At 66.5% G+C, this 14,515-nt stretch carries 11 protein-coding genes and 1 pseudogene; 6 read left to right on the top strand and 6 right to left on the bottom strand.

Annotated elements, in window-relative coordinates; all coding sequences use genetic code 11:
• Positions 1-23: 23 nt before the first annotated feature.
• The 3 genes and pseudogenes from GJG85_RS16615 to GJG85_RS16605 all read right to left on the bottom strand — a co-directional run.
• Entirely contained in the window at positions 24-1,757 is a 1,734-nt protein-coding gene (locus GJG85_RS16615; RefSeq protein ID WP_050011171.1) for a PilN family type IVB pilus formation outer membrane protein, read from the bottom strand.
• Positions 1,757-3,025 carry a toxin co-regulated pilus biosynthesis Q family protein gene (locus GJG85_RS16610; RefSeq protein WP_239468963.1) on the bottom strand — a complete coding sequence of 423 codons (1,269 nt, stop codon included), beginning with the start codon at positions 3,023-3,025 and terminating at the stop codon, positions 1,757-1,759. The genes GJG85_RS16615 and GJG85_RS16610 overlap by 1 nt, the downstream gene beginning before the upstream one ends.
• 406 nt (positions 3,026-3,431) lie before the next feature.
• Positions 3,432-3,750, bottom strand: a pseudogene (locus GJG85_RS16605) (transposase); the annotation flags it as partial.
• Between the two features lie 243 nt (positions 3,751-3,993).
• Between GJG85_RS16605 and GJG85_RS16600 the strand changes: the two are divergent.
• Positions 3,994-5,427 carry a helix-turn-helix transcriptional regulator gene (locus GJG85_RS16600; protein ID WP_050011173.1) on the top strand — a complete coding sequence of 478 codons (1,434 nt, stop codon included), beginning with the start codon at positions 3,994-3,996 and terminating at the stop codon, positions 5,425-5,427.
• Between the two features lie 181 nt (positions 5,428-5,608).
• Positions 5,609-6,076: a lytic transglycosylase domain-containing protein gene (locus GJG85_RS16595; protein ID WP_050011174.1), complete on the top strand. Its 468-nt coding sequence runs from the start codon at positions 5,609-5,611 to the stop codon at positions 6,074-6,076.
• Between the two features lie 206 nt (positions 6,077-6,282).
• On the opposite strand, the gene GJG85_RS16590 is transcribed toward GJG85_RS16595, so the two are convergent.
• On the bottom strand, positions 6,283-7,083 hold the full coding sequence (locus tag GJG85_RS16590; protein ID WP_235356130.1) for a hypothetical protein: 801 nt from the start codon (positions 7,081-7,083) through the stop codon (positions 6,283-6,285).
• Between the two features lie 196 nt (positions 7,084-7,279).
• On the opposite strand from GJG85_RS16590, the gene GJG85_RS16585 reads away from it, so the two are divergent.
• Both GJG85_RS16585 and GJG85_RS16580 read left to right on the top strand, forming a co-directional pair.
• The gene (locus GJG85_RS16585) at positions 7,280-9,367 is read left to right on the top strand and encodes a hypothetical protein (protein WP_239468962.1); all 2,088 of its coding nucleotides are present in this window, start codon (positions 7,280-7,282) and stop codon (positions 9,365-9,367) included.
• Positions 9,368-9,675: 308 nt separating this feature from the next.
• Positions 9,676-10,494 carry a phage tail tip lysozyme gene (locus GJG85_RS16580; RefSeq protein WP_204384175.1) on the top strand — a complete coding sequence of 273 codons (819 nt, stop codon included), beginning with the start codon at positions 9,676-9,678 and terminating at the stop codon, positions 10,492-10,494.
• Between the two features lie 192 nt (positions 10,495-10,686).
• On the opposite strand, the gene GJG85_RS16575 is transcribed toward GJG85_RS16580, so the two are convergent.
• Together GJG85_RS16575 and GJG85_RS16570 are read right to left on the bottom strand one after the other, a co-directional pair.
• On the bottom strand, positions 10,687-11,046 hold the full coding sequence (locus tag GJG85_RS16575; RefSeq protein WP_050011176.1) for an HrpB1 family type III secretion system apparatus protein: 360 nt from the start codon (positions 11,044-11,046) through the stop codon (positions 10,687-10,689).
• A 19-nt stretch (positions 11,047-11,065) separates the two neighbouring features.
• The gene (locus GJG85_RS16570) at positions 11,066-11,371 is read right to left on the bottom strand and encodes a hypothetical protein (protein WP_050011177.1); all 306 of its coding nucleotides are present in this window, start codon (positions 11,369-11,371) and stop codon (positions 11,066-11,068) included.
• Between the two features lie 283 nt (positions 11,372-11,654).
• Here GJG85_RS16570 and GJG85_RS16565 point away from each other — a divergent pair, with 283 nt between their 5' ends.
• Both GJG85_RS16565 and GJG85_RS16560 read left to right on the top strand, forming a co-directional pair.
• Positions 11,655-13,364, top strand: a complete 1,710-nt coding sequence (locus GJG85_RS16565; RefSeq protein ID WP_204384173.1) for a hypothetical protein — start codon at positions 11,655-11,657, stop codon at positions 13,362-13,364.
• 198 nt (positions 13,365-13,562) lie between these two features.
• Positions 13,563-14,417, top strand: a complete 855-nt coding sequence (locus tag GJG85_RS16560) for a formyltransferase family protein (RefSeq protein ID WP_204384172.1) — start codon at positions 13,563-13,565, stop codon at positions 14,415-14,417.
• Positions 14,418-14,515 lie beyond the last annotated feature (98 nt).

Here is a 14,515-nt window from a genome sequence, read left to right as displayed (position 1 = left end):
CGGTTCCTGTGCCCGAGCGCGCGTCAAGCGCCGTTGATCGCGATGGGCGACAGCAGGATGACGATCACCTCGCGCGTGCCGGACGCGTTGAATCCGCCCATCGCGTAGTTCGACGGATGGCCGACGCCTTGCCGGTTATCCAGATCGGTGATGCCCTCGTAGCCGCTGATGACGAGCGTCTGCCCCGACTTCACCGCGATGCGCTGCAGGAAGTTGCGCGTATCGACGGTCGGCAACTGGATCTGCTGGTTCGCCGGGCCGAACGGCGCAAGGTTCACGAGCGACGAAATGTTGCTGTAGAACTGCATCATGATCGTGCCGTCGTCGAGGATGTGCGGCAGCACCGTGAGGTTGAAGCCGGTCGTGATCGTGCCCGGCGTGAGCGACGTCTGGCTGCCGACGTTGACGGTGTTGGTCGTCGAGATCTGCGCGAGATAGCCTTGCTGCTCGGCCACCTGCACCGGAACGGGCTGATCGTTGAGCGTCGTGATCGACGCCGAGGTCTTGCGGTGCACCGTGCCCTGGGTCGAAAGCGCATCGATGATGGCCGTCGTGCTCGAGGCGCGGCTCGACGGTGTGATCACCGTGGCCGAGAGCTCGCTCGGGTTCTGGATCATGCTCGTGAACGCGGTGGTGATACCGAACTGCGTGCCGAGCGCCTGATAGACCGCGTGCCAGTTGATGCCGTAGCTGTCCTGCGCGGAAAGCGTGACCGAGAGCACCGTCACGTTGACGAGCACCTGCCGCGCGAGCACGCGGTTTTGCTGCTCCATGAACTCGCCCACGCGCTCGAGCACGTCGGGCGTGTCGGTGACCGAGATCGAGCCCGTGGCGGGCGAGGTGATGACCGAGCCTACCGGGGAGAGCATCGCCTTGATCGCCGTCTGCAAGCCGTTGTACACCGAAAGCTGCGCGTTCATCGTGATATTCGCGGTGTTGTCCGACGACACGGAGGGCGAACCGGACGTCCCGCCACCGCCTCCGCCGCCGATGCCCGCGCCGCCGGCGCCCGATCCGCCCGCCCCCGCGCTGTTGCTCGACGCGCCGCCGCTGTTGCTCGCCCCGCTCACGACGTTCGTATCCAGCTTCGAGTCGCCCGGAATGGCGACGACCTGATAGACGCGCGTGGCTGTGTAGAAGAAGACGATCGCGCCGTCCTCGTACTTCCAGTAGACGCCGAAGCGAGCCGAGGCCGTGTCGAGCAGCCCGCGCAGCGTGCCGCCGGAATACGCGATGCGCACGGGCGAGGATACGCTCGGCACGCGCGCGACCACCGTCGCGGCGCTCGTGCTCGGTGCAGGCCCCTGCAGCAGGCCGGGGGGCAGCGGCGGCACGCCGGGATAGGCGCCCGCGCCCCCCGTATCGACCGCGGTCTGCGTCGCGCGCGCGGCCGCTTCGCTCGTGCCCGGCGCGACCTTGGCCGGCAGGTGCGCGAGGCGCGAAATGCGATCGGCGAACATGCGCAGCGAATCGACCGTGCCGTCGAAGCTCGCCGGCTCGTCGAAGAGCTTCGGCAGCGTCGATTTCGTCGCGAGCTTGATCGTCTTGCCCGAAAGCCAGAGTTCGTCCTTGACGATGACGTCGTCACTGCCCGGCACCGCGCGGTTGTCGCCGTTCGAGAGCTTGCCGAGCAATTGCCCCGCACGCGCGGTATCGACCTGCGAGCTGCGCTCGATCTTGTCCAGGAGACCGGTGCACCCCGCGAGCAGCGACAGGCATGCGGCAAGGATGACGAAAGGACGACGGAGGACGCTCATCAACTTGCTCCTTTGGGAACGACGCGCATGACGCGGTTGCGCTGGTACAAGACCACCTGGATCGGCACCTGCGAGCCGGCGAGCGCATTGGTCACCTGACGCAGCGCTTCGGCGAGCGTGCCGTGTATCGTGGCCGTCGCGTCGACCTGAAAATCGGTCGGCACGTCCCAAATGAATTGCCAGCCGGCTTCGCTCGCCCAGCGCGCGAGCGCGTTGCGCACGGAGCCGTCCGACAGGCGCATCTGCCACTCCGTGCGCTCGGGCGGCGCCGCGGGTGCGAACGCCGGCGTGGCGGTGGGCGCCGACGACGGCGCCGGCGAGCCCGGGCCGGACGCCCATTGCGTAGCGGCGAGCAGCGGGGGCTCAATGGCGTCACGCTTTGCCGGCGTGGGTACCTGCGCTCGCGGCGGTGCTGAAACACGTGCCGGTGCCGATGCCGGCATGGCCGGCCCGGCTGCCGGTGCGGGCGACATCACCAGAGCGGGTGCGGGTGCGGGTGCGGGTGCGGGTGCGGGTGCGGGTGCGGGTGCGGGTGCGGGTGCGGGTGCGGGTGCGGGTGCCGGCACGAGCGGGACCGCCAATGCTGCCGCGTGTGTGCGAGCCGATACCGGTGTTGCGGGCATCGACGTCGAAACGCGCGCCTGCGCCACGGTCTGCGCCTGTCCAATGGCAGGCCCCGCCGCGGGAGCCATCGCCGCCGCGCCCGTGGGCAAGGTGGTAGACGCATTCGTGGCGGCACCGTTCATGCGCGACGCCGCGCCGGCCGCCGCCGGGAAAGGCTGCGGCGCGTCAACGTTTGCGCGCCGCGCGTGCGCAGTCACCGAGAGCAAGCGCATATCCGTATCGATGCGCGCCTGCAGCGCGGGATCGACCGACAGCACCTCGCCGAGCGCGTGCACGACCGACGAGCCGGCGCGCCAGCTCACGGGCGCGTCGGCCCATGCGCCCGCGTTCGGCACATTGATGCTGTAACTCGTCGGCATGATCTGTTCGAGCGCGCGCAGCAACGGAACGTCATGGCCGCCCGTGCGCACGACGCCGCCCAGGCGCTGCCCGCCGTCGACGATGACTTGCTGATCGGAAGCGTGCGCGACCGTGCAGGCGAACCAGACGCCGCCCAGCAGCGCCCGAATTGCCGGCGGTATCGCCGCTATCCAGACATTCGCCCTCGCCCGGCTCCACCTCTTGTCGCTCACGCACCTCGGATGCGCCGGAAGCTCTATTTTTTTTGTTGCCACGTTCTTTTCAATCTGCTTGAACCATGCCAATAGCCGCCCTAAAAGCAGTACCGAAAGGCGTCAGGAATTCGAAAGAAATTGTGTAAGAAAACAGTAACGACGCGTAAGGATATCACTACAGATCAATGGGTGTTTACGGCAAAGCACACCGCGCCTTTAAGTAAAAAAATACTCTCGGAAAATCGTTCTTTCTCGGCCGGCATGGATGATACAGGCACTGGCCCGAACGCGTCGTCCTCGCGGCACAATCCCCGCCCAGCAAGGCGCTGCGGCCGCTGCCACGTATTTTTTGGACGTTTTGACGCGAATCACGGAATGGCCGCCCGTGGAAATATGCCAGATACAATGATGTGCTATGGCGCTGTTCGCGGGCGAGTCGCCAATTGGGTGCCGTGCGCGAGGTATCCGGAATTCCGCGTGTGACGCGGATTGAGATTCAAACTCCAATGTTTAATCGTTCTGGATAAACAAGCGCGAACCGATTCATGGCGCGCTTCCAATCGTGCCGGGAACCGGTTCACCTGGTCAGGACGTTGCGCAGCGCCATCCAGATCCGTTCGAGCGCTGCCTCATCCGCCGGGAAGCGGTCTCGACCGTCGTTTCCGGGAAGCCCTTCAGGCCGTCGACCACCGCGATCAGGATGTCCTGCACGCCGCGCAGTTTCACGTCGTCGACCGCGCGCAGCCAGAACGCGCGCCTTCGGCCTGCCGGATCCATAGACCGAACACGTCCCGCGTGCCATCGCCGTGCACCGCGCCAACTACCGCACCGCGGCAACAAACGTAACAAATCACCAAACAATCGCGACGCAGGCCTGCCGCTCGTGCGTGAAAGTCCGCCGCGGCGCCGCCCTCTCCGGCCACCGCCGATGCCGAACCGAAGGTAACAAACCATCACAAACACGCGCTTAAATCGGCCCGCGATGAAAACATGCGCTCACGGCTTCACGAATCGTTTCACGCCGCTTAACGCATCGCTCATCGAGTCAGGAGCACGACATGTTCTCAACGATCTACTTCGCCGCCGCCTCGGCCCTCGCTTTCGACGACACCCCTGCGGACGTCGCCTCGAAAATGCTCCAGGGCCAGTTTCTCGACGCTGTCCGCCACGCCGCACGCCACGCCGATACCGACACGGCGCAAGCCCAGCCCGGCTACGCACAGCTGCAAGTCTGCGCCGACCTCGAGCTGATGCTCGGCCGCCATGAAGAAGCGGAGGAAACGTATCGCCGCGCGCAAAAAGCCATTCGCGCCCATCGCGACGATCTGCGTATCGCGTCGTGCCGCAATACCGGCTGGCAAGCGTTGTTCCGCAACCAGTTCAACGTCGCGCTCAGTTGCTTCAAGCGCGTCGGCGAGGAAAAGGCGGCCACGCCACGCCAACGTCTCGACAGCCTCGTCGGTGCGACACTCGTTTCGTTTCATCTGGGCTTGATCCAGGCGGCGTGCCATCGCCTCGGCGAACTGGCCGCGCTGGCGGCAACGCATGACGATCGTCGCTGGCGCTACCTCGTGGAGGCGTTGCGGCGGGACCTCTTCGCGCAGCACGAACTGCACGGCGCCGAGCGACTCGCCGACCACATCTACTGGCGCTCGGCCATCGCGGAGTTCGAGCCGGGCGAGGCGCCGGTACCCGGCACGCAGCCCGCCGGGACCGTGCTGCCGCTGTTGGCCGAACGACTCTCGCACCTGAACCGGCTCGTGTCGCTGGCCGACGGCCGGACGAGCGCGGGCGAAACGCTCAAGCAATACGTGAGCTGGAGCCGCCAGGCCGGCCTCAACGATTATCACCGCAGCCTGTGCCTCGAAATCACGCTGGCCGCGATCGCCGGCCACGCGACGCCGTTGGCCGAAGCGATGCTCGATGCGTCCGGCGCGGCGAATTCGCAAGGCAGCCAGCATGCGCGCTGGTACCTCGACTACCTCTACTGCCGCGCGAAGATCATGCAGCAGCAGATGCGCACGCAGGAATTCGCGCAGTTCTACGGCCGCTACGCGCTCGCCTCGATTCAGCACGTGCGCGCGGACAGCATGTCGATGCCCGCCGCGGCCGATCACATGCAGGCATCGCGCGCGGCACAGCGCTCCGACGACGTGAGCGCCCGCCTGCCGGCGAAATACCGCCGCGCCTATCGCTACCTGATGGACAACCTCGACCAAAAGGATCTTTCGGTGCGCGAAGTGGCGTCGCATGTGGGCGTGACCGAGCGCGCGATGCAGGCCGCGTTCAAGAACCACCTCGGGCTGTCGCCGAGCGAGCTGATCCGGCGCCAGCGGATGGAGCGCATTCGCGACGATCTGCTCGACGACGGCGCACCGGCCACGCGCGTGCTCGACGTCGCGAACAAGTGGGGCGTGCGCCATCGTTCGACGCTGGTCAACGGCTACCGGCGCGTGTTCCAGGAAGCGCCCTCGGAGACGATGGGCCGCTGAGGGCAGCGGTGTGCGGGGCCAAAGCGCCTGCACTCCCGATCGGTAACACGGCCGGCCCGCGGCTTTTTTCCGCCAACGCCGTCCGACGAAACGCACACGCGTGGGTCGGACGGCGTTTTCATTCGCATGTCGGTGCGAAGCGATTCCCGCACCGCTGCTCTTACCGGATACCGGATGATCCATGATGCGACTATTCATACCCAGGCCGGCGCTCGTGCTGGCGCTTGCCGTTCTGTCCGCGCGGCCCGCCGAAGTGCGCGCGCAGACCCTCGACTGCTTTGCGGCGGCCGCGGCCTATCAACATGTGAGCCCCGTCGTGCTGCGCGCGATCGCGTGGCAGGAATCGCATGGCAACGCGAACGCGCGCCATCGCAACCGGAACGGTTCGACCGATTACGGCATGATGCAGATCAACTCGATTCACCTTCCGCTGCTGTCGCGCTACGGCGTCTCGGCGGACGACCTCATGAACCCCTGCTCGAGCGTCTACGTGGCCGCGTGGCACCTGCACAAGATGATGGTCAAGTACGGGAACACCTGGGCGGCGATCGGTGCGTACCATTCGGAGACACCTGCCGAGCGCGATCGCTACGCGCGTTCGGTGGAACGCATCGTCGAGCGCATGAAGCTGGCGGATGACGGGCAGTAGGATGAGCAGGAGCAGCCGGGAGACCCGGCTGCCCGCGAACGTCATCAACAGGGAAAGCGACGTTGCATGAGGAAGTCGTCCCGTATGGCGAGCGCCAAGGCAAGCGCGAAGCGCGGGGACGAAGCAGGAACGAGGCAGGCAGGACGCGTGGACGAACCGCGGCGTTCGCGAGCCGCGCGCGACAACGCCGCGGCCCGCCGTCGCCGTTACTGCCCCTTCGCGGCGTTCGAAATGTTGCTGGCGCCCTTGTTACCCACCGACGCCAGTGCCGACGTGAGCTCCTGCGACTGCTGGTTGACCGCGGCCGCCATCGTGTTCGCGTTGTTGAGCCGCGTCATCTCGTTTTGCTGCTTCATGAAGTCGTTTTGCATCGCAGCCATTTGCGTCACGGGGTCCCCTGCGCCGAGGGCCGATGGACGCACGATGTCACCCGCCGCATGCATTGCGGTGGACGCGATGCCCGGCGGCATGAACTGACTTCCGGCATGAAGCGCCGAACTCAGCACCTGTGCACCGACGTTCCCCGCGCGCCCCGGCAGGCTGGCGAAGTTGCGCGGCGGCGCAGGCGGAGGCGGCGGCGCGCCGTCGGCCCCCTTGAAGCTGGACAGCCCGTCCAGTTGGCCTTTGCTGCGCGCGGGCGATTGCTTTTGTGCGCCGTCGGCCGCACCGTTCTTCGTCCCATTCTCGAACTTCGCGACAGTGGACTGGACGAGCCCCGGCCGAATTCCTAAGTTGTTCATGGCGAACTCCTTGAGTGACATGACGATTTCCGTCGCCTGCAACATCGCTCGATGTCGGCGCGGCACGGTCCCCGCATCCCACTCACGCGGAGCGATATCGAGGAATGCAAGCGCAAGCTTATGCTCGACGGCATTGCGCAACGCACGCGACGCGACGCGGCGAGCGAAATTGCGAAGCACGCATGCGACACATGCGATGAAGTGCGCAAAGAGATCCGCGGTCGTCGCACCGGCGCCGGCATCGACGTGCGTGTTTTTGCACGCCACTTCGGAATCGGCAGGCTGCCACCGTCATGTCGTTTTACCTTTCCAACACGAGAACCCACGTTCGCAAAGCGCGAAGACGGAATCGACGGGCGAACGCACGTCGACCGCCTGGACGCGATGAGGCAGCGCGCAAGTCCATCGAGGCCTTTGTCGCGAGGCGACGTCGAACGATCGAAATCAACCGAAAGGAAACGTCATGACGATCAGCAACAGCACGCAAGTACGGTCATCATCGCTCGACCTCCCGCGCAACGACACGCAGCCCGCGCCTGCCCCGCGCCAACGAAGCGCATCGATGACCGGCCCGCGCCCCTCCGGCGGCGCATTGCTCGGCGCGCTGAGCAATGCGCCGGCCTTTCCGGCGCACACCGGCACCGATGCACCGGCGCCGGCGGGCCCGCTTTCGACGACATCGCAACCGGCCGGGACGGCGCAGCCCCCTTCGCCGGCGCTACCGGCACCGTTGCCGGTCAGGCGCAAATCGCTGCCTCCGCGCGCGTCATCGTCGTCAGGCGCCGCGATCGGTCGCGAAGGTGGCGGCTCACGGTCGCTGCCCGGTTCGGGCAAGCTGAGCGCTCAACGTGCAGCCCTGGGAGACGAGACGGTGCCGGTGCTCGACTTGTCGGGGGGCGGGCAGTCGAGCGAAGAATTGCCCGTACACGACGAACCGCAGCCACACACGCCTGCATCGGAGCACGACAGTGCGGCGCCCGGTCAACATCAGGAGCTGGTGGAAACGAAAGCTGCCGGCAAGCAACCGGCCACGTCCCGCTCGAGCAGCCCGCTGCCGCTCGACAAGGGGGCGAACCCGGCGTTGCTCCACCGCGCCGCATCGAACGCTTCCTCATCCGCTCCGTCCAGCCCCGTCTTCGATCAACATAAACCCGACGGACACGACACGACGCCCCGAAGCCCGCTCTCCCCGAATCCGGCCAGCTTCGCGGCGCCTCACCGCGTCGCGCACGACATCGACATTCAGGATGCCGAAATCCGGCCCGAAGCAACCGTTCCGAGCTCGTCGTCCCGGATAGCACTGGAAACCCGCACGCTGGCCGCCGGGACATCGGTGGCCGAGGATATCTCGGCGGTCGCGGAACCCGAAGACACACGTCCGGCATCGGCCGCCGCGATCAGCGACCACCTGTCGGCCGCGCTGTCCCGGCCGGGACAAATCCGGTCGTTCATCTCGAACGTCGGCGACATGCTGACTCGGAACCCCTACGGCGCCGCGCAACCGCTCAAAGGGTGGACGGCCAACCTCGTCAACGCGTTCAGTCATGAATTCGTCGCAACCGGCGGCGCCACGCTGTTCCGGGAGTTGTGCTCGATGGCGACCGAAGCCGTCCTCGACAAGACCGGCGCCGGGCCCGAAACACGCGGCGTCATCACGGCCTCGCTGTTCACGGCGGCGGCGATGGGCAATCTGGTCGCGATGTTGCACAAGTATCACACCGGCACCGCGGACACGAAAACCTACGCGGGCCACGGTGCGCAGCTCATCGCGCTGATCACGACGGTGGGCCTCGCCGCCCATGCCGGCAAGAACGACGAAGGCAACGGGCATCTTGGGCAGCTCGCCGGCATGCTGCCTAGCGCGATCAAATCGTACGCATACCTGGCGCGCGACGTGATCAACGTGTTCCGCCCGCTCGAAGGCAATCACGACGCCGGCTACGAGCACCCCGTCAGAGGTCAGGCGCTCAACGGCGTTCCGTATTTCGGAAACCAGCTCGCCGTGAACACCGCGCAGGCCAGCTCGCAATGGTCGGCCACGTCCTACGTCGACAGCCTCATTCACCACACGAAGACCAACGCAGCGATCAAAGGCCTGTTCGGCTATTCGGCAGCGAATGCCGCCGGCGAGGGGCTGGATGCGATCGGGGGACGCGTGGCCTCGGAAATCTCGACGCACGGCTTCACGGGCAAGGCGCTCGATGAACTGAAGTCGCTGCGCCTGAGCTGGGGCAAGATCGACACCTCCGAAACCAGCACGGCCAGGCAGCTCGGGGACAAGGCGGCCGGCGCGGGAATCGCGCGTCTCAGCCTGTTCCTCTCCCTTTATGCGGCCACCGCCGTGGTCAATCACGCCGTGGGGGGGAGAAGCGATTGGTCCGCCGGCGATAAGAACTTCACGGAGAACGCGTTGGGTGCACTGCTCATCATCGCGGGATGCCTGCCGTTTGCCGCGAGCACGTCGAGCCCGTCGAACCGGTCGAACGAGCGGCGAACGGTCGACGCCGACAACGCGGTGGAACTCGGCGTGATGCATCGCACGACCGCCTGAACACACGGGCCGCGCCAAGCTAGCGAAACGACGAAGGTTCGTGCAGGTGGCCGCATCGGTGGCGCGGCGGCTCGCCTGCCGCAAGCCGCTTGCATCGGCATCGCGGCCGCCACCCGGTTCGGCGGTTCGGCGGTTCGGCGGTTCGGCGGTTCGGCGGTTCGGCGGTTCGGCGGTTCGGCAATCCGGCGACGGCTTCGCATCCGTCAACGCGCTGTAAGCGCCGGACAATAAATTAGGTTTCGCAGGCGGCCGCTATCGGCCCTCCATCGGCAGCTGATGAACAACGTCATTCTCACGCGGAGAAAATCATGTCTACCACGGCAGTGCAAAGCTATAACGCCGGTTATCTGAACGGCATCGACGATGTCGGCGGCAGCGGCGGCACGAACGAATCGCAGCTCGCACAACTGCTCGAGTTGCTCATCGAAGAAATCAAGCAGATTCTCGATCCCTCCAGCCAGAATTCAGGCGATGCGGGTGGTGTGGGCGGCGTCGGCGGCGGTACGCCTTCGTACTCCGCGCCGCCCGCCTATGCCGGCGGTGGCGGCGCCGCACCCGCTGGCGTGAGCGGCGGCGGTGGCGGCCAGGGCGGTGGCGGCGCGTCGCCGGGAATAGGCGGCGGTGGAAGCGGTGGCGGCGGCCACGGCGGCGGCAACACGCTGCCCAATGTATCGGGCGGCGACGCCGCGCACGCCATCGCACAGGACCTCAAATCGCGCTACGGCCTGACCGACGCGCAGGTCGCCGGCGTGCTCGGCAACCTGCAGCAGGAAAGCGGGCTGAAAGGCAACGTCAATCAAGGCGGAGCGACAGGCGCGCCCTCCGGCAACTTCGCGGACGACAACGCCAACGGTTGGGGGCTTGCGCAATGGGGCGGCACACGCAAACAAGGCGAAATCAACTATGCGAAGGAGCACGGACTCGACCCGGGCAGCCTCGAAGCCAACATCGGCTTCATGAATCAGGAACTCGACACGACGTATAGCAAGACGATCACGGACATCAAGCAGACGACGACGGCGGACCAAGCGGCACTGGTCTGGGACAAGGACTACGAACAGGCGACCGATCCGCAAATGGAAAACCGCAACAAGTACGCCGAGCAATTCCTCGCGCAAGGTCTGTGAACGCGAACGCGTCCGCCCCCCGGGGCGTTTGAAGCGCGCACGATCCCGCCCGATGTCCGGGCGGGCTTTTTTTGCCCGGCATTTCCCGCCGCGCGACAACGCCGCTCATCGGCAATACATGGACGACACGGATTCGAGGGAAACGACGCGATGGGATTCGCCGAGCGGGGCCGAAGGCCCCGGCAGCGGCCATCAGTCTCTTTCGAGCAGGCGCCGCATGGCAAGGCGCACGTAGGGATCGCTACTGTCCTCGTGCGCCGTCGCATAGCCATGCCACGACGGATCATCGAGGACTTTCAGACAGATTGCCTTCAGTTCGGGCGCGCGATCGTCGGGCAATCCGTTCACGATCTGCCACGCTTCGTGCGGACGCCCGCGCACCAACGCGATCGTCACGGCGAACACGTGCACCTCGCGCGTTTCGGGGTAGACATCGTGCATGCGCGCCAGCAGCGCCTCGGCCTCGTCCAGCTCGTTGGCCTCGATATGCTCGATGATCGCCTGCGCGATGGCCGGCGCATCAGCCGGCAGTTCGGTAAGAAGCTCCATCATGCTCGTCACCGTCCGTGCATCAGGCTGCGCCCGTGCCTGAGGTCAGCGTTCGCACCGCCTCCTTGCCGCCCGCCAGCGCGAGCGCGGTGGCGGCGCCCTCCGGCGTCAGGTTTTCCGCGAGCGCCGTGCCGCCCTCGAGCGCCTCGAGCCCGCCCTTCGCAATGGCCCCCGCCCCCGCAAGGGCTTCCTTCGGGTTGCCGCTCAGCAGCCCCTTGCCGAACGTCGCCGCGCCGTGCAGCGCGTTGCCTACACCATTGAGGACACCCCCGGCAGCCTTGGTGACATCCCCGACTACGCTCTTCACAATATTGCCGATGAAGCTCATTCGTTTTCTCCTTGATCGTGAACGAAACGCGCGTTCGATGAAACGCGCGACACCGAACCGCGTGAAGGCGGCCCTCGTTCCAATCTAATGAATGCGGATGCGAAAGCGTTCGCGCGCGCGAAGCCGCACCGCGAAAACCGAATGAGCGACACCCGCGAGACGGCTCGTCGGCATGCCGCCGCGAACCCGCTTCGCCAATCCGGACGATGCTTCGCGCGGTTCACGGGAGTGTCATGACCGGCCCGCACAGTCCAGTCCATCTTGTCTCCTGGTCGAGAACATCATGGCGCCCCCACCCAAGCTCGAGTTCCGGTCGCATGCGATCGAATCCGCCTCCCTCACCCGCACGGCGAGCGACCCCGGCCCCTCCACGGGAGCGAAACCCGCGCCGGCGCCGACCCGGCGCGCGAGTGCCGGCGCGCTCATCGACGAACTCGGCAGCCTCGGCAAGCGCTCGTGCGCGGAAGGTCCGCCTGCCGCGCCCGCTGCTCCCCGGCCCGCGGCGGCTATCGCGGCGCAGAAGCCCGGGGTGGACGACATCGGCGCATTCGTGCCGGGTGCCGGCGGCAAGGGCCGGCGCTTCGCCGATTTCGCGCACGCGATGGGCGTCAACCGCAAAGGCATGACGTTGACGGCCTTCGCCGCCAAGCGGCCCGCGAAAGACGGCCTGAACGGCGCATCGACGGCCGCGCACGGACAGTTCGGCTACGACGCGGCGCCCGCGACCGACCTCGTGAACGCGCTGGCCTCGGGCTCGAACGCCGCCGCCGCGCATTCGATTCATAGCCGTTACGAAAACAAGGTCAAGGCGATGCTCGCCGCCGACGTCGAACGCTTCGAGCACCCCGAAAAATGCCCGCCGGGCGCGCCGATCCCCAACCAGGTCGACAACCTGCTGCTGACGAAAAACAGCAACGGAGAATGGCAATACGACAAAGGCAAGCTCTCGCGCATTGCGCGAGACGACGCGCATCCGCTCACGCAGCATGCCCGCGACGTATTGACCGCCATGAGCATCGCGGAGAACAAGGGCAAACAACGTAACGGCGCGCTCTACCAGTCGGTCACGTCCGCCATCGGCCTGACGGCAAGCGGGCTGCTCATAGGCGGCTCGCACGGCGCGCTAGCGCCGCTCGCGGCATCCGGGCACCTGACCAACGCGGTCAAGGAAGCGCTCGATTTGAAGAAGCCGTTTGTCGAAGGACGGCAAAACCTGCGCAATGCGAAGGCCGCCACGATTCAACGCTACGTCGACACGGTATTGGCCCCGCACGACTACACGGGCCAGACGCGGGACGAGCGCCTGCGCGCGGCGCTGCAAACGAGCCGTGCGAAGATCGACGATCTGCGCGCGATGGAGGCGCGGCCGGAGGACGAAGGCCTGCCTGCGGACTTGCGCAGCCCGCAGGCGCAGGCGGGTATCTATGCGTCGCTCTACGACGATGCACGCCGCTATGCCAACGGCACGACGTCGTTCGGCAAGCGCTTGATCTCGGGCATGCACGCTGAAGACAAGGCGAAAGTACACAAGGATGCCGAGCGCGACATCGTGGTCAAGCACATTCTGTCGATGGTCACCCAGAGCATCGGGCGCCTCGATCCAGCCTCGCTTGCAGCGCTCGCGGGTGCCGACATGGCAGTCGATGCATCAGGCTCGCAACGCGCCAGGCAAGCGCTCGCGATCGTGGCCAACCATCCGCGCGCGAGCCGCAATCGGGATCTGATCGCCGCGCACACGCTACTGACGGACAGCGGCATTCCGAAGGGCGAAGCGGCGCTGCTGCTTTCGCAGCTTGCCCGCGCGCGGCGCGAAAAACCGCAAGAAGCGCCGGCGCCGCGCGATACATCGGCTTCCAGCCGGAGCGCCGCCCCGCTGACCGAAAGCGAGCGGCTCAAACAGATCGCCAACATCATCGGGCAGCCCGGCCTCACGGCAACCGCCGCCAAGACGGCGGAGGACGCCATCAAGAAAAACCTCGGGCTGAGGTCTTGACGCGCGGCGCGGCGTCAGGCGCAATAGCGACGCCGTCGCCGCGGCACGCAGTCGGCGATTGATTTGCCGGTTCGCGGCACTCGACGAAACTTCGGAATGCGCGGGCTGTCCTCCACCGTGCGCGCTTACCGTGAAGCGGGGTGGCCGTCATCGCCGTCCATGCCGCCATGACCTTCACTGCGAAAGGGAGAACCGATCATGCGATTCGCGTTCGCCGGCTTCGATCGCTGGCGCGTCGTCTTCGACGCGTTCGTGGCCGCCGGCTGGGAGCCCGTGGCGCTCTACTCGATTCCGGTCGACAACCGGCTCGACTTCAATAGCGAACTCGTCGAGTGCGCGGACAAGCTGCGCATTCCGGTGCAACTGTCACGCATCGACGAAGACGATCTGCGCTGGCTCGCCGAACGGCAATGCGAGGCGCTGATCGTGGCCGGCTACAACTGGAAGATTCCGGCGTGGCAACCCTATCTGCGCCATGCGGCGAACTTTCATCCGTCACCGCTGCCCGACGGGCGCGGCCCGTACCCGGCCATGCGCGCCATCCTCGAGGGGCGGCGCGAGTGGGGCATCAGTTGCCATCGAATCGATGCCGATTTCGATACCGGGGACATCATCGATTCCGAATGCTTTCCGCTCGATGCCGACGAATGGCACGAGACGCTGCAACTGAAGCTGCTGATGGCCGCCCGTCGGCTGGCCACGCGCGTGGCCCGCGACTTCGATCGGCTCTGGAACGAACGGCGTCCGCAAGGTGCGGGCAGCTACTGGCCGCGCGTTGCCGATGCCGAGCGCACGATCGATTTCGCGCAGCCCGTGGCCGAGGTGATGCGCGTCGTGCGGGCCTGCGGGAACGTCGAATCGATCGCGCCGCTCTTCGGCACGACCGTCCACGTGCGGCGCGCCACCGCGTGGCAGGAAGCACACACGTACGAGCCCGGGCAGATCGTGCATCAGTACCGGCGCTGGGTCGTGGTCGCCGCGCAGGACGGCTTCGTCGCGTTGCTCGAATGGAGCCCGCTGAACGCGTCCCTTCGTCAGCAGATGGGGGGCTGAATCCGGACATCGGTTGCGCCGGTAAACAACGAAGCGGCCGCGCTGCGGTGTTTCGCAGCGCGGCCGCCGATTGTCGTCGATTGTCGCTTCCTGCAGCC

Origin of the sequence: Burkholderia sp. MS389 (genome assembly GCF_016899425.1) — a bacterium.
Classification (GTDB): Bacteria; Pseudomonadota; Gammaproteobacteria; order Burkholderiales; family Burkholderiaceae; genus Burkholderia; species Burkholderia sola.
Note: the sequence above shows the minus strand (reverse complement) of the source record. Positions and strands in the feature narration are given on the sequence as shown.